The sequence below is a fragment of the Maribacter polysiphoniae genome, assembly GCF_003148665.1.
GTDB lineage: Bacteria > Bacteroidota > Bacteroidia > Flavobacteriales > Flavobacteriaceae > Maribacter_A > Maribacter_A polysiphoniae.
Genome location: NZ_QGGQ01000012.1, coordinates 52582 through 76869, shown reverse-complemented (window position 1 = coordinate 76869; position 24288 = coordinate 52582). Strand labels below are relative to the sequence as shown.

General features: G+C 40.4%; 25 protein-coding genes. 18 read left to right on the top strand and 7 right to left on the bottom strand.

The genetic code is table 11. The features are described from left to right. Positions 1-22 precede the first annotated feature (22 nt). The 13 genes from sucD (at position 23) to hisIE (ending at position 12629) form a co-directional block, all read left to right on the top strand. A complete protein-coding gene (sucD, locus tag LX92_RS18905; protein WP_109653969.1) occupies positions 23-895 on the top strand; it encodes a succinate--CoA ligase subunit alpha in 873 nt (290 codons plus the stop codon). Between the two features lie 138 nt (positions 896-1033). Next, positions 1034-1780 carry a 3-oxoacyl-[acyl-carrier-protein] reductase gene (gene fabG, locus LX92_RS18900; protein WP_109653967.1) on the top strand — a complete coding sequence of 249 codons (747 nt, stop codon included), beginning with the start codon at positions 1034-1036 and terminating at the stop codon, positions 1778-1780. A gap of 66 nt (positions 1781-1846) precedes the next feature. Beyond that, on the top strand, positions 1847-3880 hold the full coding sequence (locus LX92_RS18895) for a vWA domain-containing protein (RefSeq protein WP_109653965.1): 2034 nt from the start codon (positions 1847-1849) through the stop codon (positions 3878-3880). Positions 3881-3890: 10 nt separating this feature from the next. Further along, positions 3891-4706 (top strand): prohibitin family protein, encoded by an 816-nt coding sequence (locus LX92_RS18890; RefSeq protein ID WP_109653963.1) that lies wholly within the window; start codon positions 3891-3893, stop codon positions 4704-4706. A 249-nt stretch (positions 4707-4955) separates the two neighbouring features. Further along, the gene (gene hisG / locus LX92_RS18885; RefSeq protein ID WP_109653961.1) at positions 4956-5813 is read left to right on the top strand and encodes an ATP phosphoribosyltransferase; all 858 of its coding nucleotides are present in this window, start codon (positions 4956-4958) and stop codon (positions 5811-5813) included. A gap of 8 nt (positions 5814-5821) precedes the next feature. Further along, positions 5822-6265, top strand: coding sequence for a GNAT family N-acetyltransferase (locus LX92_RS18880; protein WP_109653959.1), 444 nt, complete (start codon positions 5822-5824; stop codon positions 6263-6265). 1 nt (position 6266) lies between these two features. Next, entirely contained in the window at positions 6267-7553 is a 1287-nt protein-coding gene (gene hisD / locus LX92_RS18875; protein WP_109654135.1) for a histidinol dehydrogenase, read from the top strand. Positions 7554-7595: 42 nt separating this feature from the next. Beyond that, positions 7596-8642 (top strand): histidinol-phosphate transaminase, encoded by a 1047-nt coding sequence (hisC, locus tag LX92_RS18870; protein WP_109653958.1) that lies wholly within the window; start codon positions 7596-7598, stop codon positions 8640-8642. A 1-nt stretch (position 8643) separates the two neighbouring features. Beyond that, positions 8644-9777: a bifunctional histidinol-phosphatase/imidazoleglycerol-phosphate dehydratase HisB gene (hisB, locus tag LX92_RS18865; protein WP_109653956.1), complete on the top strand. Its 1134-nt coding sequence runs from the start codon at positions 8644-8646 to the stop codon at positions 9775-9777. Further along, on the top strand, positions 9774-10355 hold the full coding sequence (hisH, locus tag LX92_RS18860; RefSeq protein WP_109653954.1) for an imidazole glycerol phosphate synthase subunit HisH: 582 nt from the start codon (positions 9774-9776) through the stop codon (positions 10353-10355). Before hisB ends, hisH begins: the two co-directional genes overlap by 4 nt. Before the next feature lies 1 nt (position 10356). Further along, positions 10357-11082: a 1-(5-phosphoribosyl)-5-[(5-phosphoribosylamino)methylideneamino]imidazole-4-carboxamide isomerase gene (hisA, locus tag LX92_RS18855; protein WP_109653953.1), complete on the top strand. Its 726-nt coding sequence runs from the start codon at positions 10357-10359 to the stop codon at positions 11080-11082. A gap of 143 nt (positions 11083-11225) precedes the next feature. Next, positions 11226-11981, top strand: a complete 756-nt coding sequence (hisF, locus tag LX92_RS18850; protein ID WP_109653951.1) for an imidazole glycerol phosphate synthase subunit HisF — start codon at positions 11226-11228, stop codon at positions 11979-11981. A 51-nt stretch (positions 11982-12032) separates the two neighbouring features. Beyond that, positions 12033-12629, top strand: a complete 597-nt coding sequence (gene hisIE / locus LX92_RS18845) for a bifunctional phosphoribosyl-AMP cyclohydrolase/phosphoribosyl-ATP diphosphatase HisIE (protein ID WP_109654132.1) — start codon at positions 12033-12035, stop codon at positions 12627-12629. Between the two features lie 41 nt (positions 12630-12670). On the opposite strand, the gene LX92_RS18840 is transcribed toward hisIE, so the two are convergent. Next, positions 12671-13045: a hypothetical protein gene (locus LX92_RS18840; RefSeq protein WP_109653949.1), complete on the bottom strand. Its 375-nt coding sequence runs from the start codon at positions 13043-13045 to the stop codon at positions 12671-12673. A gap of 201 nt (positions 13046-13246) precedes the next feature. On the opposite strand from LX92_RS18840, the gene LX92_RS18835 reads away from it, so the two are divergent. Both LX92_RS18835 and LX92_RS18830 read left to right on the top strand, forming a co-directional pair. Next, positions 13247-14395, top strand: a complete 1149-nt coding sequence (locus LX92_RS18835; protein WP_109653947.1) for a vWA domain-containing protein — start codon at positions 13247-13249, stop codon at positions 14393-14395. Positions 14396-14442: 47 nt separating this feature from the next. After that, a complete protein-coding gene (locus LX92_RS18830) occupies positions 14443-15912 on the top strand; it encodes an AAA family ATPase (protein WP_109653945.1) in 1470 nt (489 codons plus the stop codon). Between the two features lie 69 nt (positions 15913-15981). Here LX92_RS18830 and LX92_RS18825 read toward each other — a convergent pair whose 3' ends face one another. After that, the gene (locus LX92_RS18825; RefSeq protein WP_109653943.1) at positions 15982-17472 is read right to left on the bottom strand and encodes a sensor histidine kinase; all 1491 of its coding nucleotides are present in this window, start codon (positions 17470-17472) and stop codon (positions 15982-15984) included. Further along, a complete protein-coding gene (locus LX92_RS18820; RefSeq protein ID WP_109653941.1) occupies positions 17469-18167 on the bottom strand; it encodes a response regulator transcription factor in 699 nt (232 codons plus the stop codon). Before LX92_RS18820 ends, LX92_RS18825 begins: the two co-directional genes overlap by 4 nt. Before the next feature lie 315 nt (positions 18168-18482). Here LX92_RS18820 and LX92_RS18815 point away from each other — a divergent pair, with 315 nt between their 5' ends. Continuing rightward, positions 18483-19367, top strand: coding sequence for an anti-sigma factor (locus tag LX92_RS18815; RefSeq protein ID WP_109654130.1), 885 nt, complete (start codon positions 18483-18485; stop codon positions 19365-19367). Between the two features lie 72 nt (positions 19368-19439). Here the strand turns inward: LX92_RS18815 and LX92_RS18810 are convergent, their stop codons facing one another. Next, complete coding sequence (locus LX92_RS18810; RefSeq protein WP_109653939.1) at positions 19440-19922, bottom strand: hypothetical protein; 483 nt, start codon at positions 19920-19922, stop codon at positions 19440-19442. 170 nt (positions 19923-20092) lie between these two features. Continuing rightward, positions 20093-20533, bottom strand: coding sequence for a hypothetical protein (locus LX92_RS18805; RefSeq protein WP_109653937.1), 441 nt, complete (start codon positions 20531-20533; stop codon positions 20093-20095). 89 nt (positions 20534-20622) lie between these two features. Between LX92_RS18805 and truA the strand changes: the two genes are divergently transcribed. Together truA and corA are read left to right on the top strand one after the other, a co-directional pair. Further along, positions 20623-21408 (top strand): tRNA pseudouridine(38-40) synthase TruA, encoded by a 786-nt coding sequence (gene truA / locus LX92_RS18800; RefSeq protein WP_109653936.1) that lies wholly within the window; start codon positions 20623-20625, stop codon positions 21406-21408. A 47-nt stretch (positions 21409-21455) separates the two neighbouring features. Next, complete coding sequence (corA, locus tag LX92_RS18795) at positions 21456-22535, top strand: magnesium/cobalt transporter CorA (RefSeq protein WP_109653934.1); 1080 nt, start codon at positions 21456-21458, stop codon at positions 22533-22535. Between the two features lie 16 nt (positions 22536-22551). Here the strand turns inward: corA and cysM are convergent, their stop codons facing one another. After that, positions 22552-23436, bottom strand: coding sequence for a cysteine synthase CysM (gene cysM, locus LX92_RS18790; protein WP_109653932.1), 885 nt, complete (start codon positions 23434-23436; stop codon positions 22552-22554). Beyond that, the gene (epsC, locus tag LX92_RS18785) at positions 23429-24220 is read right to left on the bottom strand and encodes a serine O-acetyltransferase EpsC (protein WP_109653930.1); all 792 of its coding nucleotides are present in this window, start codon (positions 24218-24220) and stop codon (positions 23429-23431) included. The genes cysM and epsC overlap by 8 nt, the downstream gene beginning before the upstream one ends. Between the last annotated feature and the right edge of the window lie 68 nt (positions 24221-24288).

The following is a 24288-nucleotide window of genomic DNA, read 5'->3' as shown; positions in this document are numbered from 1 at the left end:
AATAAAATAAAATAAAACCTTTATGAGCGTTCTAGTCAACAAAAATTCCAAAATAATTGTTCAAGGATTTACCGGTAGCGAAGGAACTTTCCACGCAGAGCAAATGATAGCTTATGGTACCAATGTAGTTGGTGGTGTTACTCCGGGAAAAGGAGGGCAAGAACATTTAGGAAGACCTGTATTCAATACGGTTGAGGAGGCTGTTGAAAAAGTAGGGGCTGATACGACCATTATTTTTGTACCGCCTGCCTTTGCCGCAGATGCCATTATGGAAGCGGCCAGCGCGGGTATCAAGGTAATCATCACGATTACGGAGGGTATTCCCGTTGCCGATATGGTGAAAGCCGCCGATTACATAAAGGATAAGGATTGCCGATTGGTTGGACCCAACTGTCCTGGGGTTATCACGCCAGGAGAAGCCAAGGTTGGGATTATGCCTGGTTTTGTTTTCAAGAAAGGCAATGTTGGTATTGTATCCAAATCAGGTACACTAACGTATGAAGCAGCCGATCAGGTTGTTCGCCAAGGATTGGGAATCACTACCGCCATAGGTATTGGAGGAGATCCAATCATCGGAACAACAACCAAGGAAGCCGTTGAGTTATTGATCAATGACCCGGAAACCGAATGTGTTGTAATGATCGGTGAGATTGGAGGACAATTAGAGGCCGATGCCGCAAAGTGGTATAAGGAAAGTGGAAGTAAAAAACCCATCGTAGGTTTCATCGCTGGGGAAACAGCCCCTGCAGGTAGGACCATGGGACATGCAGGTGCTATCGTAGGAGGAAGTGATGATACTGCCCAAGCCAAAAAGGCCATTATGAGGGAATGTGGCATCAATGTTGTCGATTCCCCTGCGGAAATAGGCATTAAAGTAAAAGAGGTGATGGGATAGACTACCTCTGTCAAAATTTCTTATAAAAAAAATTATAATCCCGATCGTTCTGATGATTACTCAGCATTATCGGGATTTTTTTCAACTTTGGATAAACATATCCTATATTTGATAACCAACAGCATAAAGAATCAATAAATGAAACTGTTAGAAGGAAAAAACGTAATAATCACGGGAGCCAGTAGGGGAATAGGCAAAGGCATTGCCCTGGTATTTGCTGATCATGGGGCCAATTTGGCCTTTACCTATAGTTCAAGTGAAGGTCCAGCCTTGGAATTGGAGAAAGAATTGATGGCCAAAGGAGTGAAAGCCAAGTCGTACAAGAGTAATGCCGCTAGTTTTAAAGCTGCGGAAGAACTTGTTTCGCAGGTATTGGAGGATTTTGGTGGTATTGATATCCTAATCAATAATGCAGGCATCACCAAAGACAATCTTCTCATGCGAATGGGCGAGGACGATTTTGACCAAGTGATCGAAACCAACTTAAAATCGGTCTTTAACATGACAAAGGCCGTACAACGTACCTTCCTCAAACAAAGAAAAGGTTCTATCATTAATATGAGTAGTGTCGTTGGTGTTAAGGGAAATGCCGGACAATCAAATTATGCCGCCTCCAAAGCCGGTATGATCGGCTTCACAAAATCAGTGGCTTTGGAACTGGGTTCCAGAAATATTCGTTGCAACGCAATAGCCCCTGGATTCATCGAAACGGAAATGACCGATAAGCTTGACGAAAAAGTGGTTCAATCATGGCGTGATGAGATTCCTTTGAAACGGGGAGGGACTCCGGAAGATATTGCAAATGCTTGTCTTTTCCTTGCCTCTGACTTATCCTCCTACATTACTGGAGAGGTTTTGCATGTCAATGGGGGAATGTTAACCTAACACAGGTAACGAACTACGTATCGACCATAGTCCAATTGGTCCAAATGGCTTCTAGTTTAGAAAGAAATGCAAACAACAACAGTACTTGCGATTATATTAGCTGCAATAGCTGCCCTGTTGGTTGTTATTTTTCAATATTACTACAGATCAAAAATAAAAGGAAAGCAACGGTTACTGCTTTCCTTTTTGCGTTATTTGGCTGTATTTAGTACTTTTTTGTTATTGATAAACCCAAAGTTCATTAAAAAAAAGTTCTACCTGGAGAAATCCAATTTAATCGTACTGGTCGATAATTCATCCTCAATCAAGAATAGCATAGGCCAGAATCAGGTAAATGCAATCCTCACGGAGCTTAATGCATCAGATAATTTAAAGGATAAGTTCAATATCCAACAATATGGATTCGGTAGGGAATTGAGGGTTCTGGATAGTCTGACTTTCAATGAAAACGCTACGGATATAGCGAAAGGAATCAAAACCTTAAATACCATTTTCGATCATTCCCGGAGTGCCATTGTACTCTTAAGTGATGGCAACAATACCTTGGGGGATGATTATGAATACTACGGCAATCAGCAAAAGTCCACAATATTTCCCTTGGTTGTAGGGGATACCACGAGGTACGATGATTTGAAGATCGTTCAAGTCAATAGCAACAAATATGCATTTCTTAAGAACAAGTTCCCTCTTGAGGTTTTCGTATCGTATGACGGGGAGGATCATATTGTTTCCAGGTTCAAAATAACGATGAATGGTAAAACGGTACACTCCCAAAAGTTGGAATTATCAAAGAACAACAATTCGGCATCCATAAACGTACTTTTAAATGCCGCTACCGTGGGTCTTAAGACATTGAAGATAAGTCTTGACCCTTTGGAAAACGAAAAGAACATTACCAATAACATCAAGAACATTGCGATAGAGGTGATTGATGAGAAAACCAACATCGCCATTATCTCCGAACTGTTGCATCCAGACATTGGTGCTTTGAAAAAGTCCATTGAAAGCAATGAACAGCGCTCGGTAGAGCTACTAAAACCCATAGATGATTTGGGGAAATTGGAGGATGTGGATTTGATCATCCTATATCAACCGACACCATCGTTTAGTAAGACATACGATTTTATTGCGAAATCCAACATAGCTACTTTCACGATCACCGGTCCAAAAACAAATTGGGATTTTCTCAATAAAACACAGAATTCCTTTTCAAAAAACAGTTACGACCAAGCTGAGGAAGTGAGTCCGTTAGTCAACAAAGGCTTCAATAAATTCAATATTCCCGATATCGATTTTTATAATTATCCCCCGTTGGAAACCAACTTGGGTGAAACCATGATTATTAAAAACAGTTATGGATTATTGTCCCAAAAAATCAAGGGAAGTGATATAGGGGAACCCTTATTGATCGTCTTGGATGATGACAAAAGGAGGGAGGCTGTCCTTTTTGGTGAAAACCTTTGGAAATGGCGGGTTCAAAATTATAAGGAGCAGCAAAACTTCAATCAATTTGATGAGTTGATCGGCAAAATAATCCTATACCTCTCGGTCAATGAACCCAAAGACCGATTGGTCCTGGATTACGAATCCTTTTATGACCATGGTAATGATGCCAAGATAACCGTCAACTATTTTGATGAATCATTTACTTTCGATCCCAATGCCCAGATCACCCTGCAACTAAGAAAGAAAGGGGCGAATACAGTGCAGGATTTCCCCATGTTATTGAAAGGAGGGTATTACGAGACTGATTTAAGTAATATGCCATCAGGGGAATATGCGTTTTCCGTAAAAGTTGAAGATGAAAATTTGACTAAATCAGGAAGTTTCAATATCTTGGATTTTGATGTGGAAAAGCAGTTCACATCGAGTAATTACAAGAAAATGGAAAGGCTTGCAAACGGTACTGGGGGCAAGTTGTATTTCCCAAAGGATACCCATATTCTTATAGATGACTTATTGGCCAATGACCAATTCAAACCTATACAGAAAAGCGATGAAAATGTCGTACCTTTGGTTGATTTCCGATTTCTTTTAGGATTAATAATCGCAGCATTGTCTGTAGAATGGTTTATAAGAAAATACAACGGATTAAATTAAAATCAATTATATGGATAAATTACCTAAAATAGCATTACCAGCAGTATTTATACTAATAGTCTTGGTGATATTGATATCAAAATCTGCAATTACAATTGACTCGGGTGAGGCAGGGGTCCTTTACAAAACTTTTGGTGGGGGTGTCGTCACCGATGAACCACCATTGGGAGAAGGTTTTCATATTGTTGCCCCATGGAACAAAGTATTTGTATATGAGGTGAGACAGCAAGAAGTTCTTGAAAAAATGCAAGTATTGTCATCCAATGGATTGGAGATTAAATTGGAATCATCCATTTGGTTCCAACCAAAAGTCGAATTCTTGGGGAAATTACACCAAGAAAAAGGCTCTGAATATATTCAACGGGTTTTATTGCCAACCATACGTTCAGCAGCAAGGAGTGTCGTAGGCCGTTATACCCCTGAGCAACTATATTCCAGCAAGCGGGATGCCATTCAGCAGGAAATTTTTGAGGAAACCGAAAAGATCGTTGATGGACAGTACATTCAATTAAACGAAGTATTGGTACGTGATGTAACCTTACCTCCAACTATCAAGGAAGCTATTGAACGTAAATTAAAGCAAGAGCAAGAATCCTTGGAGTACGAGTTTAGATTGGTTACGGCCCAAAAAGAAGCTCAAAAAGTAACTATTGAGGCACAAGGTAAAGCCGATGCGAACCGAATCCTTAGTGCTTCCTTGAATGACCAGATCTTGAAGGACAAAGGTATCGATGCTACTTTGGAACTTTCCAAGTCACCCAACACAAAGATCATAGTTGTCGGAGGAGGTGAATCAGGTCTCCCTTTAATTTTGGGAAATAACTAAACTGTTGGATAATGTACATTTCAAAGAAAGAATTGTGCAATTTTGAACAAATGTTTTGTGAATTGAAAATAAATTATAATTTTACATTCGTAATGAAGAATCAAAATACACATCATCATTTTTATACTTGCTGTCAAGCGAGGTAAGGATGTATTGTAGTATTACAAAATATTTAAAACCCGTTTGAGCAATCAAACGGGTTTTATTTTTAGAGCTCTTTTGATTGCTTGAACCTAACAAAAGAAGAAAATGACAAAACTTAGAATTGCGATCCAGAAATCGGGCCGTTTGAATGAGGATTCCCTTGAAATCCTTAAAAATTGTGGAATCTCCATTGATAATGGTAAAGATCAGCTAAAGGCATCTTCGCGAAATTTTCCCATGGAGGTCTTTTACCTACGTAACGGAGACATACCCCAATACCTGCGTGATGGGGTAGTGGATATCGCCATAATCGGTGAAAATGTATTGATTGAAAAAGGTCAGGGTATTGATATTTCCGAAAAATTGGGATTCTCCAAATGTAGGGTTTCCTTGGCAGTGCCTAAATCGATGAAATATACTTCTGTCAAGGATTTTGAGGGAAAACGTATAGCCACTTCCTATCCCAATACGGTTATCGCTTATTTAAAGGAAAAGGGGGTCAATGCCGATTTGCATATTATCAATGGATCTGTTGAAATAGCCCCGAATATTGGACTTGCGGATGGAATTTGCGATATCGTTTCAAGTGGCAGTACACTTTTTAAGAACAACCTTAAGGAAGTTGAAGTAATGTTGAAGAGTGAAGCTGTTTTGGCGGTTTCACAAAAAATAACCGATGAGCGAAAGGCTATTTTGACAAAGTTGCAATTTAGGATCAAGTCGGTCTTACAGGCCCGACAGTCCAAATACGTTTTGCTGAATGCCCCGAACAATAAATTGGATGATGTCCTGAAATTATTGCCCGGGATGCGAAGTCCCACAGTGTTACCTTTGGCGGAAGAAGGTTGGAGTTCGGTACATACCGTAATCAATAAGGACAAGTTCTGGGAAGTAATCGATGAATTAAAGCAAGCGGGTGCCGAGGGTATTTTAGTTTGCCCTATCGAGAAAATGGTGCTTTAGTTATTGGTATGGAAGACAATTTAAAACTAGAATTGATTCCCTCTGACAAAATGGAATCGATTCTACCCTTGGTCTATAAGCTGAATCAAGGTACGTTTTCCGAAGCTTTGCTAAAAAGCCGTTTACAACCGATGTTGACCATGGATGCTTACCAATGTATCGGCGTTTATGACAATGACATATTGATCGCTTGTTGCGGTTTCTGGGTCCTGAACAAATTGTACAATGGTAAACATATTGAGCCTGATAACGTGTATGTGGAAGAAGCATATCGCAGTAAAGGGGTTGGTGAGCTTATGATGTCATGGCTTTTTGAATATGCGAAAAGTATTGATTGTACTACCGCAGAGGTTAATTGCTATGTACAGAACGAAAAAGGAAAAAAGTTTTGGGAAGGTCATGGTTTTGAACCATTAGGATACCATATGATTAAAAAAATTGATGAACGCTAACATGAAAAAGATTTACAATCCCAATAGATCGGAATGGAGTGATGTGTTAAAGCGCCCTACACAGACCGTAGCCGATATTGAACAAACTGTTGAGGCTATTTTTAAAGAGGTACAGAACAATGGCGATACCATCTTAAGAAAGTATACCGAAAAGTTTGATGGCGTTATAATAAATGGGTTTCTGGTTTCTGAACCGGAAATCGAGGAGGCTAAAACATTGGTTTCCCAAGAATTGAAAGAGGCTATAATGTCAGCCAAGAACAATATTGAAATATTCCATAAAGCCCAAAAGACGGATAGGGTAGCGGTAGAAACTGCCAATGGGGTACAATGTTGGCAAGAAAAACGACCTATCCAAAAAGTTGGACTGTACATTCCCGGTGGTACCGCGCCCTTGTTTTCCACTATTTTAATGCTTGCCGTACCCGCTACTATTGCTGGCTGTGAGGAATTGGTGTTGTGTTCCCCTCCGAATAAGGAAGGAAAGATCCACCCGGCCATCTTGTTTACGGCCAACTTGTGTGGGGTGACCAAAATATTCAAGGTAGGCGGTATACAGGCGATTGCTTCGATGACTTTTGGTACTGAAAGCATTCCGCAAGTCTATAAAATATTTGGCCCTGGTAATCAATTCGTCACTGTCGCCAAACAAATTGCGACCAAATATGGAATTGCTATCGATATGCCGGCAGGCCCCAGTGAACTTTTGGTCCTTGCCGATAACTCGGCAAATCCTGCCTTTGTGGCCTCCGATTTGTTAAGTCAGGCCGAACATGGTGTCGACAGTCAAGTGATTTTGGTTTCGACTTCAAAAGAAATAATCGCAGCAGTTGAAATTGAAGTTGAAAAACAACTTCAAGAATTACCGCGAAAAGAAATCGCTGAAAAGGCTATCGCCAACAGTAAATTGATTTATGTTGCGGATGATGCCACTGCCAACGCCCTGATCAATGAATATGGTCCAGAACATTTTATCGTTTGTGTGACGAATGAGGAGTACTTCATCGAGAACATTAAAAATGCAGGCTCTGTTTTTATCGGCAATTATACCCCGGAAAGTGCTGGCGATTACGCCTCTGGAACGAACCATACCTTGCCTACCAATGGATACGCCAAACAGTATAGTGGCGTAAACCTGGATAGCTTTATGAAAAGTATGACCTTCCAAAAAATATCTAGGGAGGGTATAATGGAAATTGGAAAGACCATCGAGGTAATGGCAGAGGCGGAAGGTTTATACGCCCATAAGAATGCGGTAACACTTCGATTACAAAGTCTGAAGGATTGATAATAATACGAAAAGCCAAAATGCGATTGAAAGAATAAAGAAATGTCAGAATTCAATTTAAATAATAGTATTCGAGAGAATATAAAAGGGTTACAACCGTATTCATCGGCTAGGGATGAATATGTTTCCGATGGTACGGAGATGGTTTTCTTGGACGCCAATGAGAATCCGTTCGAGAATGGTGTAAATAGATATCCCGACCCCCAACAACGTAACCTTAAAGCGGTATTGGCAGAACAAAAAGGAGTCAATGCCAATAACATACTTTTGGGAAATGGTAGTGATGAAGTATTGGATTTGATATTCAGGGCTTTTTGTGAACCGAAGGTCGACAATATTATTTCCCTTCCTCCTACGTATGGTATGTACAAGGTTTTATCGGGTATCAACGCCGTGGAAAATCGTGAGGTACTCCTGACCAAGGATTTCCAATTGGATACTAAAGGCATTTTAAACGCTGTAGATGGGAATAGTAAGGTCATTTTCATTTGCTCACCCAATAATCCAACCGGAAATACTATCAACGAAAGTGACATCCTGTACCTTTTGAATAATTTTGACGGATTAGTGGTCATTGATGAGGCCTATATCGATTTCTCGGATAAGGATAGTTGGTTGAAACGCTTAGATGGATTTCCAAATCTAATTGTTACCCAAACCTTATCCAAAGCTTATGGATTGGCAGGTATTCGATTGGGGTTGTGTTTCGCTTCATCGCAAATTATCGCTGTCTTGAACACCATAAAGCCGCCTTACAATGTGAACGAATTAACCCAAAAGCGAGCGTTGGAGCAGGTTTTGAAAACCGGGGTGTTACAAATGGAAGTAGGTCAGATATTGGTCGAAAAGGAATGTTTGTTGAAAGTATTGCATGAAGTGTCCTATATAAAAACGATTTATCCCTCAGACGCCAACTTTATACTCGTTGAAGTGGACGATGCCAACAAAAGGTATAATCAGCTACTGAAAAAAGGTGTTGTGGTTCGAAACAGGACAACACAACCCCTTTGCGCTAATACCCTACGGTTCACCATTGGCACCAAGATTGAAAATGAAAAATTGATTACCGCGTTAAAGGAAATAGCATAACATGAAAAAAGTATTATTTATAGACCGTGATGGTACCATCATCAAAGAAACTGTCGATGAACAGATCGATGCGTTCGAGAAAATGATCTTCTACCCGAAAGCCTTTACCTTCTTAGGTAAAATTGCCAAGGAATTGGATTATGAACTGGTCATGATAACCAATCAGGATGGGCTGGGAACCGATGTTTTTCCTGAAGAAACATTTTGGCCCGTACATAACTTCATCCTTAAATCATTTGAGAATGAAGGGGTGGTTTTTGACAAGGTCTTTCTTGACCGTACGTTTCCCCAAGAGAATGCCGATACCCGAAAACCGGGAACGGGGTTATTAACCGAATATTTTTCCGAGGAATACGATTTGGCCAACTCTTTTGTGATCGGAGATCGATTAACCGATATGGAACTGGCTAAAAACCTGGGTTCCAAAGGAATATTCATCAATGACAACACCAATTTGGGAACTGATGAAATCTCGGTGAAAAGGGAGGAATTGGATAGCGTGATCGCGCTGGAGAACAATGATTGGGAAAAGATATACGAGTTTCTCAAGCTGAATGATCGGACTGCTGAAATTACACGGAAGACCAACGAAACCGATATTTATATCAAATTGAACCTCGATGGTACTGGAAAAAGTAACATCGATACAGGCCTTTCATTTTTTGACCATATGTTGGATCAATTGGCCAGACATGGTCAAATGGATTTGGATATCAAGGTGAAAGGTGACCTTGAGGTAGATGAACACCATACCATTGAGGATACTTCCATAGCATTGGGAGAGGTATTCCATAAAGCACTGGGAAACAAATTAGGCATTGAACGATATGGCTTCTGTTTACCTATGGACGATTGTTTGGCGCAGGTCGCCATAGATTTCGGTGGCCGCAACTGGTTGGTTTGGGACGCTGATTTTCAACGGGAAATGATCGGAAAAATGCCTACCGAAATGTTTTATCACTTTTTTAAATCATTTACCGATGGCGCTAAGGCCAACCTGAATATAAAGGCTGAAGGTAAAAATGAGCATCATAAGATTGAGGCCATTTTCAAGGCCTTTGCCAAGGCAATCAAAATGGCGGTAAAACGGGATGTAGAGAAGATGGTTTTACCTTCGACAAAGGGGATGTTATGAGAATAGTAATTATAAATTACGGAGCGGGAAATATCCAAAGCATCAAATTCGCTTTTAAACGATTGGGATATAATGCCCTATTGACCGATGATGTCGAGGAAATAAAAAATGCTGATAAGGTTATATTCCCAGGGGTAGGTGAGGCCAGTAGTGCCATGAAAATGCTTAGGCAAAGTGGCTTGGACACTTTAATTCCGCAACTGAAACAACCCGTGTTGGGTATTTGCCTCGGAATGCAACTTATGTGCAATAGTTCCGAGGAAGGAGACACCAAAGGGTTGGGGATTTTCGATTGTGATGTGGTCCGTTTTTCAAATGAAGTCAAAGTACCGCAAATCGGTTGGAATGCCATTACAGCATTGAAAACAAATCTGTTTAAGGATATTGTCAAAACAGAATATATTTACATGGTGCACAGCTATTATGCCCCTTTGTGTAAAGAAACCATAGCTACCGCCGAATACGGAATTCCGTATAGCGCCGCATTGGCCAAGGACAATTTTTATGGGGTACAGTTCCATCCCGAAAAGAGTAGCACCGTGGGGGAACAGATATTAAAGAACTTTTTACAATTATAATATGCGTATAATCCCGGCGATTGATATCATCGATGGTAAATGTGTTCGACTTTCCAAAGGAGACTACAACACAAAAAAAATATACAACGAAAATCCGTTGGAGATTGCAAAGGAATTTGAATCCCATGGAATAAAACACCTGCATTTAGTCGATTTGGACGGAGCTAAATCACATCAGATCGTCAATCATAAGGTTTTGGAGCAAATTGCGCTCAAAACCAAATTGAAAATTGATTTTGGAGGTGGATTAAAGCGGGATGAGGATTTGAAAATTGCCTTTGAAAGTGGCGCCAATCAAGTAACAGGTGGTAGTATTGCGGTTAAGGACAAGGAAACTTTTTTGAGTTGGTTGGAACGTTATGGTGCTGACAAAATAATCCTGGGTGCAGATGCCATGAATGAAAAAGTAGCGGTTTCAGGCTGGTTAGAGGAGTCAAAGGAAAACTTGGTGCCATTTATCCAATCGTATCAAAAAAGAGGTATTTCCTATGTTATATGCACCGATATTAGCAAAGATGGCATGTTGGAAGGCCCTTCTTTTGAATTGTACCAAAAAATATTGAAAGAGGTCCCTAACCTCAAACTAATCGCCTCTGGCGGAATCTCAACTTTTGATGAGCTACCGAAATTGGCTGAACTGGGTTGTGAGGGGACAATTATCGGAAAGGCGATCTACGAGAATAGGATCAGCCTTAAACAGTTGGAAACTTATATTTTATCATCGTAATCCTGAAAGAGGGGAATTGGAAAGATTTTATAAAATTCACTGTACCGTATTAAAGCAAGCGTAGTGAAGTATAAGAAACCAAAAGTATTGGCAAATAAAACTGGGTACCTATTCAGAATATTAATTTCATAAGATTAAAAAAAGTGCTTACAAAAAGAATCATTCCTTGTTTGGATATTAAAAATGGTAGAACGGTCAAAGGCATTAATTTCGTTGATCTTCGCGATGCTGGAGATCCCGTGGAACTCGCTGAAATCTACGCCCGGGAAGGTGCCGACGAACTGGTTTTTTTGGATATATCGGCTACAGAAGAAAAACGAAGAACCCTTGCCGATTTGGTATACCATGTGGCTGAAAAGGTGAATATTCCGTTTACGGTCGGTGGTGGTATCTCTTCGGTAGAAGATGTTGATGTCTTACTCCATAACGGAGCCGATAAGGTTTCCATTAATTCTTCAGCCGTTAAAAATCCACAATTGATCAATGACTTGGTGGCCAAGTTCGGTTCACAATGTATTGTTGTTGCCATAGATGCCAAGGTTATTGATGGCGAATGGATCGTGCATTTGGTAGGAGGTAAGGTTCCTACGGAAATTAAACTCTTTGACTGGGCCAAGGAAGTCGAGGAACGTGGTGCCGGTGAAATCCTTTTTACCTCAATGAACCACGATGGCACCAAAAATGGGTTTGCCAATGAAGCCTTGGCCAAATTGTCATCGGAACTGAATATTCCGATTATTGCCTCCGGTGGTGCGGGCAATATGCAACATTTTACAGATACCTTTATCAACGGAAAAGCGGATGCTGCCCTGGCGGCAAGTGTTTTTCATTTTAAGGAAATTGAAATAAACGATTTAAAAAAGGAACTCCGATCAAAAGGGATTCCCGTACGATTATAAAAATCATGTTCTTGGATAATTAAGATGTTCAAGGCGTTTAAAACATATAAAATGGATATTGATTTCAATAAAAACAACGACGGACTCGTTCCTGCCATCATTCAAGATGCAACAACTAAAAACGTTTTAATGTTGGGGTATATGAACCAAGAGGCGTATCAAAAGACCTTGGATACCAAAAAGGTGACCTTTTATAGTAGAACCAAGAAGCGTTTATGGACAAAAGGGGAGGAAAGTGGCAACTTCCTGAATTTGGTGGATGTTAAGAACGATTGCGACCAAGATACCTTATTGATTCGAGTAAATCCTGTTGGACCTACCTGCCATAAAGGAAGTGACACCTGTTGGAATGAAGATAACAAACAGGAATTCGGTTTTTTGTCCGAATTGGAGGCGGTTATTGCGCAACGGAGAAAAGCGGCCGATGGCAGTAAATCGTATGTAGCTTCATTGTTCGATAAAGGCATCAATAAAATTGCCCAAAAAGTAGGGGAGGAAGCCGTTGAAGTGGTCATAGAGGCCAAAGACGACAATGATGATCTATTTTTGAATGAAAGTGCCGATCTTCTATTCCACTATTTAATTCTGTTACAAGCTAAGGGGTATGCCCTTAATGACATTGTAGAGGTCCTAAAGGGAAGGCACTAAAACTTCCTACCATATTGGATTCTTCCAAGCAAGGAATCTTATTATTCATGGGATTCGGCCCATAGGTCAAGAATTGTTATCAATTCTTGGGTATTTAGGTATACCTTTTTACTATAATACCGTCCACGGGCCCAATCTACTGGATCAGCCGCTTTTTTGGCATCCATGGTAATATCCAGGATAAGCTCTGTGGCATTTACACAGTCACACTCTTTCATACCATCGGCAATTTTCTTGTAGGCTTCCAAAGTTTTACCGGAATAATAAACCTGGTGGTCGAAATTGTGGGCCTTTAAGGCCTTTTTGGAATGGGACAGGGCATACGTTGCCCTACTGTAAACAGCTGAACAATCGTCATCGATGGTCCCAGGAAGTATGGACACTAGAAAAAGGAATAATAGAATTAATTTGTTCATAGGTACTTAAGATTTGGATCAACTTTTAGTTGAACGTTATAACTAAGCTGATATTGTAGGAAATAACTTATATTTTATGTTACTTACACTTATTAATATTCTCTCTTAACTAACCTCGACTAGACCATACCAAAATATTTACCAGCGTTAAGTTTTTCTAAAAACGATTTACCTTCATGTTTAATACCTTAATTTTATGATATGGCTATGAATTTGAGAAAAGGATTTCGTTTTACTACCTACGATGCTCCTGAGCAATCCCCTTTTGATAAACTCTTCGAGATTTTTCAAGAGTTGATCACACATACTTCGGGTGATGTGGATGAGGCATTGGATTGGTTACGGGAATTGGATAAGGAATATGGGCTTACCGATGAGAACTACACCATTGATGATTTTATTGAGGACCTAAAGGCTAAAGGATTCCTAAGGGAAGAATTCGAGGATGGTGGTGGTGACGGGGAAGGCGAGGAAGGAACCCCAGGCAATCTATCGATTACCGCCAAAATGGAACGCATTATCAGGCAACATGCCTTAGATCAGATTTTCGGAAAATTAAAGCGCAAAGGTGCTGGTAACCACAGAACAAACAAAGCGGGACAGGGCGACGAACATACGGGTGACTTTAGGGAATATAGATATGGAGACGGATTAGAGCATATCTCTATGACCGAAAGTCTTAAAAATGCGCAAATCAATAATGGTGTTGGTGATTTCTCATTGACGGAAGATGATTTGGTCGTTGAAGATACCCACTTCAAGGCCCAAATGAGTACGGTTTTGATGATCGACATCAGCCATAGTATGATTCTCTACGGCGAAGACCGAATTACCCCTGCGAAAAAAGTAGCGATGGCATTGGCCGAATTGATTACCACGAGATATCCCAAAGACACATTGGACATACTGGTTTTTGGAAATGATGCTTGGCCCATATCCATAAAGGAACTTCCTTATTTAAAAGTAGGTCCCTACCATACCAATACCGTAGCAGGATTACAGTTGGCGATGGACATACTGAGGCGAAAGCGAAATACCAACAAACAGATTTTTATGATTACTGATGGTAAACCCAGTTGCCTGAGGCTACCCGATGGCACCTATTATAAAAACAGTGTAGGTCTCGACGATTATATTGTTGAGAAATGCTATAATATGGCCAGTCAGGCCCGAAAACTGCATATACCCATAACTACCTTTATGATTGCCCAAGACCCTTATCTTAAGCAATTTATAAGACATTTTACCGAAGCCAATAAAGGCAAGGCCTTCTTTACGGGATTGACCGGTCTGGGTGAAATGATCTTTGAGGATTATGAGGCAAACCGAAGAAAAAGATTAAAAGGATAAAATACTAATCTACAATTCCTGTACTAACAGGAATCACAAAAAAGCATATGAACTTGAAAAAGGAAAAAATAACAACACTTGGGGAGCTGAAAAAAGCCGGCTATAAAACCAAAAGTATCAAGGATGAACTTCGTGACAATCTACGGGGGAAAATAAAAAAAGGGGAGGAATCCTTTCAAGGGGTATGGGGCTATGAGAATTCCGTGATACCCGAATTGGAACGAGCCATACTATCGCGCCATAATATCAATCTATTGGGATTACGGGGCCAGGCCAAAACCAGGTTGGCCCGTTTGATGGTGGATCTCCTCGACGAATGGATTCCTTTCGTTGAAGGTTCGGAAATCAATGACGACCCTTTCAATCCCATTTCACGTTACGCAATGGAATTGATAAAAGAAAGGGGAGACGACACACCTATAACATGGCTTCACAGGAGTGAACGGTTTTATGAGAAATTAGCCACCCCGGATGTTACCGTGGCTGATTTAATAGGGGATGTGGATCCCATTAAGGCTGCAAATCTTAAACTGTCCTATGCCGACGATCGCGTTATCCATTTTGGAATGATCCCGAGGGCCAATCGGTGTATATTCGTAATCAATGAGTTGCCCGATCTGCAATCCAGAATCCAGGTTTCATTGTTCAATATATTGGAGGAAGGCGATATTCAGATTAGGGGCTTTAAATTACGATTACCCCTTGACCTTCAATTTGTCTTCACTGCGAATCCAGAGGACTATACCAATCGCGGAAGTATTGTAACACCGCTGAAGGATAGGATAGGATCGCAGATTCTGACGCATTATCCCGAAGACATTCCAACAGCACGGAAAATAACGGCCCAGGAATCCAATTTGGACCAAAGACAGATAGATACCGTGTATGTTCCGGAAATCGCGAAGGACCTTTTGGAACAAATCAGTTTTGAGGCAAGAAACAGTGAATATGTTGATGCCAAAAGTGGGGTTAGTGCCCGAACCAGTATCACGGCATTTGAAAATCTGTTAAGCACGGCAGAACGTAGGGCTTTGATAACCGGAGCCGATAAAACGACCGTAAGGCTAAGCGACTTTATGGGAATTATACCGGCCATTACCGGTAAGATTGAATTGGTGTATGAAGGGGAACAGGAGGGTGCGGACACCGTTGCCGCCATTCTAATCGATGAAGCGGTAAAATCGCTATTCACAACTTATTTTCCAGAGATTAAAAAATTGGAACGCAAGGATGAGGAAGGACCCTATGACGAACTTGTTAGTTGGTTTTTCCAAGGGGAAGGTTTTGAACTTTTGGATGAATATACCGATACTGAATACAAGCGGGCTCTTGATGACGTGCCTCCGCTGGGTCAATTGATCAAGGAAAAGAATCCTGAAATCCCAAAAGAGGATAGTTATTTTTTAAAAGAGCTGTTACTTTGGGGATTGGTGGCCCATAAGAAATTGAGCAAACATCGATTCTCGGAAGGTTTCCAATTCAAAGATCTTTATGGTAGTTATTTCAGTGGACTCTAATGCCTTAGAAACATAAAAACCTTCCAAAATATGGAAGGTTTTTACTTTTTGTGATCATCTATTTCCATACTAAACGTGATAGGCCGGTAATTTAAAGATAAAAGAACTTCCCTCTTTGGGTTTACTAAGTACTGTGATGGTAGTATCGTGTAAATCCATGATTTTTTTGACGATTGCCAGCCCTAAACCGTGTCCCTGTTTCTTAATGCTACTATCGACCTGTTTGTAGCGGTCGAAAATAAAGGGTTGTTCACTTAATGGAATGCCTGTCCCTGTATCCCTAATGTTAATCTCAACCTGATCATTATTCTGTTTTATGGATAGTACTACCTCTCCCTTTGGTGGGGTATATTTAAGGGCGTTTTCCAAAAGATTCTGCAAGGCTCGCTCAACAAGGCCTATATCCGCAAAAACCATACAGTTTTCCTGGGCGTTGTTCAGATGAAGGTCTATTTCTTTCTGTTGGGCCAATACATTGAATTTTGCGATAAGGTCATGTGATAATTCCGTAATGGAAAATGGCTCCTTTACCGGGGTGATCTGTTCTGCCTCAAGTTTTGAGTATTCAAACAATTGATTGATCAATTTGGATAACTTATCCGCATTGTCATAGGTGATTTGTAGGTATTCCTGTTTTTCCAAGTCGGTTAGGGAATCCTTTTTCATTTGCATGGTTTCAATATAACCTTTCAGTATGGCCAAGGGAGTTCTAAGGTCATGGGAAACATTGGCGATGAGCTCCCTTCGCAATTGATCTACGGATTTCATTTTATCAAGGTTACCCACAATGGTATCCGCCATTTCGTTGAAGGTGTTGGCAAACACCTCAATATCCGAGTTTTTGGGGTTCTCGATCCTAGCTTCAAGATCACCTTCCTGAAACCTTCTGACCGTGCCGGTCATAAGCCTTAGGTTTTTCGTAAGAAACCATATACTTATAAAACCAATGATACCTGCAAAGAGTATGGCTAGGAGGGAAGCGCCTATACCCAAATTGGAATAATAGCGTCCGATCAAGGTATCACTTACCTGTTGTAACTCTTGCCCGGCCAGAATAATATAGATATACCCTTCCTTACCCTCTATATTATATGGTGCTGCGGAAAATATTTTCCTTTCATCAGGATTTCTTGGGTTATCCCCCAAAATATATTTCTCTCCCTTGGTCGCAATAAATTCCTTTATGGGGGTCGTCGATACACTTTTTACATCAGAATCCGCACTATGGTCCAAAACAACGGAATATAAAATATGCCCACTCTTGTCGGTTAAATACACTTCAATGCTCCGATTAACGGCCATCATATCGTGCATTAGATCACCGAACAACGCTTTGTTCACACTACCATCAACCAAAAAAGGTGACGAATCCTGAAATTTTTCCTCTATAAGATGATTGGCTAAACTGGCATTTATCTTTTGTATGGTCGCCTCACTATGCTTATTGTCAAAATACCCTGTGATAAATATGTACGAAGCCCCAATGACCACAATCAATACTATTAAAGCAAGCCATAATTTCTTTACCAGTCGTGGTGTTAAGGTTTTATCTGTACTCATTCTATAACGTCTTCATTAAATTTATACCCAACTCCCCAGGTGGTCAATATAAAATTGGGATTTGCCATGTCGGACTCAATTTTAGCCCGTAAACGATTGATATGGGAATTTACCGTATGCTCATACCCCTCAAAATTGTAACCCCATATCATATTCAACAATTCAGAACGTGTATAATTCCGGCCGGGATTGGATGCCATCAATACCAACAACTCAAATTCCTTTGGACTAAGCTCTATTTTTTGATCATCCAAAAGGACTTTTCTTTTCTCAATATTGATTGTTAAATTCTCGGCGTTTATGGCTAACGTGTTTTCTTTCTTTTCCACCTTTATCTCAGTCCTACGTAAAACGGCCTTGATCCGGGCAAGTAGCTCACGAATACTAAAAGGTTTGGTCATATAATCGTCAGCACCTATCTCCAAACCAAGAACCCTATCGATTTCTTCCGATTTTGCGGTAAGCATAATAATGGGTGTATTCTTTACAGCCCGAAGCTTTTTGCATATTTCAACGCCATCCATGGTGGGCAAGGTCAAATCCAAGAGAATCAGGTCATAATCGTTTTCCAAGGCCATATGGAGTCCCTCTTCCCCATCCATCGCCTTGGATGTAGTGTAAATCAGGTCGGTAAGATGTATCTCCAATAGTTTGATTATCTCGGGATCATCCTCTATTATTAGAATATTTTTCATATTTGTAGTTACGAATAAAATCAAAAGTTATCACAGAATTATCACAGCAGGATTAAACCTGGGATATTAACCGCTGTCTGCACTTCAAAAAAATGTGATCAACAAGTACTTATACACACTAGTAGTTGAATATTTGGAAGTGTCCTTACAATATACCATTCATATTTCATATAACGAATTGGGGGTTACCTGAAATGATAGATCAAACGGTTGTTATTGGTTTGTAATAAGTCCGTATCAAAAGTTTACCCTTTTGTGATCCTTCTGTTATACTATCCCCGTTAGTTTGTCCCATAACTATTAAACATGAAAAAAATGGACAGATTAAATTTTAAGTACGTATTTATTTTGATGTCAGTTTTACTGGTATCATCCTGTAATGTTAACGACGACGACGTTGAGGAACCAAAGAGCACTGCGCTGACCTTGGCAATTGACGGTTTGGAGGATTTGGGTGCGGATTTCCGCTACGAAGGTTGGGTAATTGTAGATGGTGCGCCAGTGAGTACAGGTACCTTTTCGGTAAATGCGAATGGGGAACTTTCCCAAACATCCTTTGATGTTGATGCTGTTACGTTGGAAAGTGCCACGAAATTCGTTTTATCCATTGAACCTAATCCAGACCCTTCCACTTCCCCGGCAGACACAAAAATATTCGTTGGCGATTTTAATGGGAATTCCGCCGCTTTAACCACAGGGACAGTGGCTCCCACCTTTGATGCCATTTCAGGTAAATTCATCATCGCAACACCCACCGGAACGGGAACTGAAGAAGAAAAGTATAGTGGAATCTGGTTTTTGGACAACAGCTCTGGTAGTGCTGAAAACGGATTGGAATTACCCGCCCTTGAACCCGGATGGAAGTATGAAGGTTGGGTCGTTATCGACGGTATCCCTGTCACCACAGGTACATTCACTTCCGTATCAGGTAGCGATGAAGCAGATATGTTCAGTGGCACAAACCCTGGGCCTCCATTTCCTGGTGAGGATTTCTTGGTCAATGCTCCAGAAGGTCTAATGTTCCCTACGGATATTAGGGGCAAGATTGCCGTAATCAGCATTGAACCTTATCCTGACAATAGTCTTGCCCCCTTTACTTTAAAACCTTTGGCGGGAATGATACCTACCGATGCAATGGGCGTTCAGCAAATAAGTAGTAACGTGAACGGCAGTTTCCCTTCTGGCACCGCAATGCGATAAGATCTTTATAACAAATAAAAAAAGCTCCTTGAAATTAATCAAGGAGCTTTTTTTTTATGACTATCGATCCCTCTAGTCCCATGAATCAATTTCATCATTGATCTTATTAAAATTATAGGCTCCTATTTTATCTTTCCGGTGTTTGAACGTAACCAAGGTCAATACCAATAACATTACATATAAAAAAGTGATGAAAGTCCCTATTGGAATAAAGGTGGCGGGAATCACATGACTTTCAAAATCGCTATAACTCAATAAAATGGAAATGGTTTCAAAAAGCTTGTAAACATATAGCACTAAGATTACGTAAAGCGTAAACTCCAAATTGCGCATTTGGGGGTCGGTTATCTCTTCTTCTTTGATTTTAAACCACACCGCATAGAGATATGTAAAATGGACTAAGGTCAATAAGGGGAAGATATAGTTATCGAATTTAAAGAAATAGAATTTATTGGTATAGAGTCCATAAAAACTAAATATGTTCAATAAAAGTAAGACACTTACTGAAAGTATGAGACAACTTTTCCACGACAACAATCGCGTTATTAATTTCATCTTTAATTGATTTCTGGGGTATTGGGGAACCCTTTTGATACAAAGAAAACGAAAAGCTATATCTAAAATTTAAAATAATCGATAAACGACATTTTATGTTGTCAAGAATAGAAAAAGTGTGGTCAAAATCCAAGAATTGCCTTGCCACACTTTCTCTTGATTTTTTATGGTCAATTGATCCAAAGTTTCTTTTGTGCTGAGTTGGCGAATACTACCAGACCCACACCAATAACGATTAGGACTATTGGCATAACGACCCCTTGGGCTGTACCATAAACTTCAACGGCATTGGTCATAAAGTAGGAGTATCCCAGTTGGATCAATATACCCAAGAGTGAAACCATCAATACCATTTTGGCCCATTTCTTACGGAGGAGTAAGGCTATACATCCCAAAACCCCACCCCAAACAGCAAAAGCAAATGCTGCGGTCGCCCATGCCGGCGTATTTTCCATTAAAGCCAACTGTTCCGCTGGCATTGCCGCCTTCATTTCATCGGTTATAAATGCCTGTCCCAAATAGGCCATTGCACCTATAAGATTCCATATCAGTGCCACAATACTTACAATCCAGTACCAGACAGGTACTTTTACTTTACCATTGCTTGCCATATTATTTTTGTTTAGTTGTTTACGTAATTAAAATACAAAAATTATGGCAATTGTAATTAAGCTGTAATTTTGGGGCAAATAATTCACCAATGAGGCAGCAACGGTTTTACTATTTGATCAATGTCCAATATTTGGGTTTTAGGTTCAGTGGTTGGCAAAAACAGCCCGGACAAAAAACCATCGAGGGTATGATCACCAAGACCCTAAAGTTTATTATGCCCAATGTTCAGTTCAAGATATTGGGTGCCGGACGGACGGACTCAAAGGTCTCTGCCTTGGATGCGGCATTTGAGCTTTTCATAAACGATGTACCTATTAAGGACCATGCTGTTTTCTTGGAACTTTTCAATGAAAATTTACCTTCCGATATTAGGGTGACAGGAATCAAGCAAGTAGATGAATCCTTTAACATCATTAAAGATCCTAAAACCAAGGAATACATTTATCTTTTTTCTTTCGGTTCAAAGAACCACCCTTTCAGTGCACCGTTTATCACAAATATCCTTGAAAATTTGGATTTGCAGGCCATGGTCAAGGCCACATCTTTTTTTGTGGGTTCCCATGATTTCACCTCCTACACGGTGAAGGCCCAAAAAAACAAACAACGATTACGGACAATAGATGTGTGTGAGATTCGGGAAAACACCCTTTTTAAGGCCAATTTTTTTCCTGAAAAATCCTATGCACTTCACATAAAAGGGAAAGGATTCATGAGATATCAGATACGAATGATCATGGGAGCCTTGATCCAATTGGGAAAAGGGGAGTTGTCATTGAATGATATTGAAGATTCCCTTTCCACCCCTGGTTCCTTAAAGCTGACAACTGTCGCCCCTGGGTCAGGACTGTTATTGAATAGCATAGAATTCAAATAAAGGAAAGACCTCTATTTCTTTTAGTATATTTATATAAATATCGCTACATGGCCAAAAAGAAGGACGTTTTAAAAAGACAATTCAAAAGACATAAAAAAGTTGGTAAAGCCCCTGGAACGATAACCTATATGGGGCATCGGGAAGCCGCTGAGACCAAAGTCACCATTATTGAGTATACCGATAGCCTTCATAAAATCCATTATCCGGGGGATGTTGGACAAATTGTCGCCCATAAGGATACCCCTACAACCTCATGGGTCAATATCGTAGGTTTAAGTGATGAGTCTTTTATTGAAAAGGTAGGTTTCCACTTTGGTTTGAATCCATTGATTCTCGAGGACATCGTAAATACCCAACAACGTCCGAAAATCGACGAATACGAGGATTATATTTTTGGGACATTCAGAATGGTCTACATCAATGACAACAATGAATTGATCGGAGAACATGTCGCCATGGTGCTCATGCAAAATTGTGTATTGGTCTTTCAAGAACTTGATTATGATGTTTTTAATGGGGTCAGGGATAGAATAAGTGCCAAATCGGGACGGATAAGAACCAAAGACACCGATTATTTGTTTTTTGCCCTATTGGATTCCATCATAGACAATTACTTTGTCGTTTTGGAACACATTAGCCACAAGATCGAAACCTTGGAAGATGAGCTCTATGAAAATCCCACCCCTGAGGTAGCCCGTAACATACAACAGTTAAAAAAGGAAGTCCTTAAAATAAGACAATGGATTTTCCCGGTAAAAGAACTTGTAGGCCGATTGATCGATTCTGAAAATCCGCTCATTAGTAAGGATACCAAATTTTTTCTAAGGGATGCCCTTGATCACTCCTATGAAATTAACGAGAGTTTGCAGATTTATCGTGAAATGGCCATGAGTCTAATGGAAATGTACATGAGCAATATGAGCAACAAGATGAATGAGGTCATGAAGGTCCTCACGATTATGTCCTCTATTTTTATTCCATTGACTTTTATTGCCGGTATCTACGGAATGAACTTTGCACATATGCCCGAACTACATTGGAAATATGGTTATTTCCTCATTTGGGGCATCATGATTGTGGTATTTATCGGGATGGTATTCTTTTTCAAAAAGAAAAATTGGCTATAACCCGGATACTTTCACTTTAATCGAACAAATCGGAGGAAAGATATCTGTCTCCTCGATCACAAATGATAGATACGATGGTTCCTTTATCCAAGGTGGCCGCTAATTTCAATGCGGCCATTGTAGCGCCGCCACTGCTCATCCCTGCAAAAATACCTTCTTCTTTGGCCAGTTTTCTAGCCATTTCCCGAGCTTCTTCGGTACTTATCTCAATGACCTGATCAACTTTATCTGCGTCGAATATTTTGGGCAGGTAGGCTTCGGGCCATTTGCGTATGCCCGGAATACTGGAACCATCAGTAGGCTGTACCCCGACAATCTGTATGTTTTCATTTTGTTCCTTTAAATACGTAGAGGTCCCCATAATTGTTCCTGTGGTCCCCATCGATGACACAAAATGGGTGATTTCCCCTTCCGTATCATTCCATATTTCCGGTCCAGTCGTTTTATAATGGGCTTTCCAATTGTCCTCATTGGAAAATTGGTTCAACATAATATAGCCCTCATTCTTTACCTTGGCCTCGGCATAATCCCTTGCGCCTTCAATCCCTACATCTGAAGGGGTAAGTGTAACCTTGGCACCATATGCGCGCATGGTCTGCACCCGCTCCTTGGTAGAGTTCTCTGGCATGACCAGTTCTATATTGAGTCCGTAAATACCCGCTATCAGGGCCAAGGCAATGCCCGTATTACCACTTGTGGCTTCAATAAGCTTGGAATCCTTGGTGATGGTACCTTTTTCCAACCCGGCATTTATCATATTATAAGCTGCCCTATCCTTTACACTACCACCGGGGTTGTGACCCTCCATTTTAAAAAGCAGTTTTACATTGGGATTTGTATTCAGGACCTGTGATGCAATAAGAGGGGTATTTCCAATAGTGTCGAGTATACTCTTAGACATTTGTAGCTGTTTTGATTTTGATTATTGGTGTGTTCAAGACCGTTGAGTTCGGGGGTACCGAGGATGTTACCCAAGCATTACCGCCAATGACACTGTTGGCCCCTATAATTGTTTCGCCACCAAGTATGGTAGCATTGGCATATATAGTGACGTTGTCCTCAATGGTCGGGTGTCTTTTTGTTTTCTTTAAATCCTTGGCAACATACAAAGCCCCAAGGGTAACCCCCTGATATATCTTTACATTGTCCATTATTATGGCCGATTCGCCTATGACAACCCCTGTGGCGTGGTCAATAAAGAATGACTTGCCAATATGGGCACCCGGATTGATATCAACGCCCGTTTTACTATGGGCATATTCGGTCATCAATCTCGGTACCAGCGGAAAACCCAATTGATATAGCTCATGGGCCAATCTGTATATAGCGATGGCATAAAACCCAGGATATGCCATATAAACCTCTTCTATGGACATGGAGGCAGGGTCGCAATCAACGATTGCCTCAGCATCCAGGTTAAGGCTTTCAAGCACATTTGGTAAGGATTCCAAATAGCCTTGCCATATCTTACTACATGGATTCTCACATTCCCAACAAGCCAATTTGGCCAATTCCTCAAAATCGGTTTTCAAGATTTTTAAATTCCCTTCAACAGGGGTATCTATATCAAAAAGGGTATAAAACAGTTTATTGGTGAACAATTCAACCTTTTCCTTTAAGGCAAACCTTAGATTGGGTTGTTTTTTGTGCTGTTTTATTTTATCGATTACTGATTGCTGGTCCATTCGGTGTTGATTTCGAAATCTAAATTAATCATTATTTTAAAAGGAGTTTGTTCCATTTGGTTAACTTT

Bases quoted from the DNA above. Each gene is read 5' to 3' on its own strand.
- sucD (WP_109653969.1), top strand. From the start codon at position 23: ATGAGCGTTCTAGTCAACAAAAATTCCAAAATAATTGTTCAAGGATTT.
- fabG (WP_109653967.1), top strand. From the start codon at position 1,034: ATGAAACTGTTAGAAGGAAAAAACGTAATAATCACGGGAGCCAGTAGG.
- LX92_RS18895 (WP_109653965.1), top strand. From the start codon at position 1,847: ATGCAAACAACAACAGTACTTGCGATTATATTAGCTGCAATAGCTGCC.
- LX92_RS18890 (WP_109653963.1), top strand. From the start codon at position 3,891: ATGGATAAATTACCTAAAATAGCATTACCAGCAGTATTTATACTAATA.
- hisG (WP_109653961.1), top strand. From the start codon at position 4,956: ATGACAAAACTTAGAATTGCGATCCAGAAATCGGGCCGTTTGAATGAG.
- LX92_RS18880 (WP_109653959.1), top strand. From the start codon at position 5,822: ATGGAAGACAATTTAAAACTAGAATTGATTCCCTCTGACAAAATGGAA.
- hisD (WP_109654135.1), top strand. From the start codon at position 6,267: ATGAAAAAGATTTACAATCCCAATAGATCGGAATGGAGTGATGTGTTA.
- hisC (WP_109653958.1), top strand. From the start codon at position 7,596: ATGTCAGAATTCAATTTAAATAATAGTATTCGAGAGAATATAAAAGGG.
- hisB (WP_109653956.1), top strand. From the start codon at position 8,644: ATGAAAAAAGTATTATTTATAGACCGTGATGGTACCATCATCAAAGAA.
- hisH (WP_109653954.1), top strand. From the start codon at position 9,774: ATGAGAATAGTAATTATAAATTACGGAGCGGGAAATATCCAAAGCATC.
- hisA (WP_109653953.1), top strand. From the start codon at position 10,357: ATGCGTATAATCCCGGCGATTGATATCATCGATGGTAAATGTGTTCGA.
- hisIE (WP_109654132.1), top strand. From the start codon at position 12,033: ATGGATATTGATTTCAATAAAAACAACGACGGACTCGTTCCTGCCATC.
- LX92_RS18840 (WP_109653949.1), bottom strand. From the start codon at position 13,045: ATGAACAAATTAATTCTATTATTCCTTTTTCTAGTGTCCATACTTCCT.
- LX92_RS18835 (WP_109653947.1), top strand. From the start codon at position 13,247: ATGGCTATGAATTTGAGAAAAGGATTTCGTTTTACTACCTACGATGCT.
- LX92_RS18830 (WP_109653945.1), top strand. From the start codon at position 14,443: ATGAACTTGAAAAAGGAAAAAATAACAACACTTGGGGAGCTGAAAAAA.
- LX92_RS18825 (WP_109653943.1), bottom strand. From the start codon at position 17,472: ATGAGTACAGATAAAACCTTAACACCACGACTGGTAAAGAAATTATGG.
- LX92_RS18820 (WP_109653941.1), bottom strand. From the start codon at position 18,167: ATGAAAAATATTCTAATAATAGAGGATGATCCCGAGATAATCAAACTA.
- LX92_RS18815 (WP_109654130.1), top strand. From the start codon at position 18,483: ATGGACAGATTAAATTTTAAGTACGTATTTATTTTGATGTCAGTTTTA.
- LX92_RS18810 (WP_109653939.1), bottom strand. From the start codon at position 19,922: ATGAAATTAATAACGCGATTGTTGTCGTGGAAAAGTTGTCTCATACTT.
- LX92_RS18805 (WP_109653937.1), bottom strand. From the start codon at position 20,533: ATGGCAAGCAATGGTAAAGTAAAAGTACCTGTCTGGTACTGGATTGTA.
- truA (WP_109653936.1), top strand. From the start codon at position 20,623: ATGAGGCAGCAACGGTTTTACTATTTGATCAATGTCCAATATTTGGGT.
- corA (WP_109653934.1), top strand. From the start codon at position 21,456: ATGGCCAAAAAGAAGGACGTTTTAAAAAGACAATTCAAAAGACATAAA.
- cysM (WP_109653932.1), bottom strand. From the start codon at position 23,436: ATGTCTAAGAGTATACTCGACACTATTGGAAATACCCCTCTTATTGCA.
- epsC (WP_109653930.1), bottom strand. From the start codon at position 24,220: ATGGACCAGCAATCAGTAATCGATAAAATAAAACAGCACAAAAAACAA.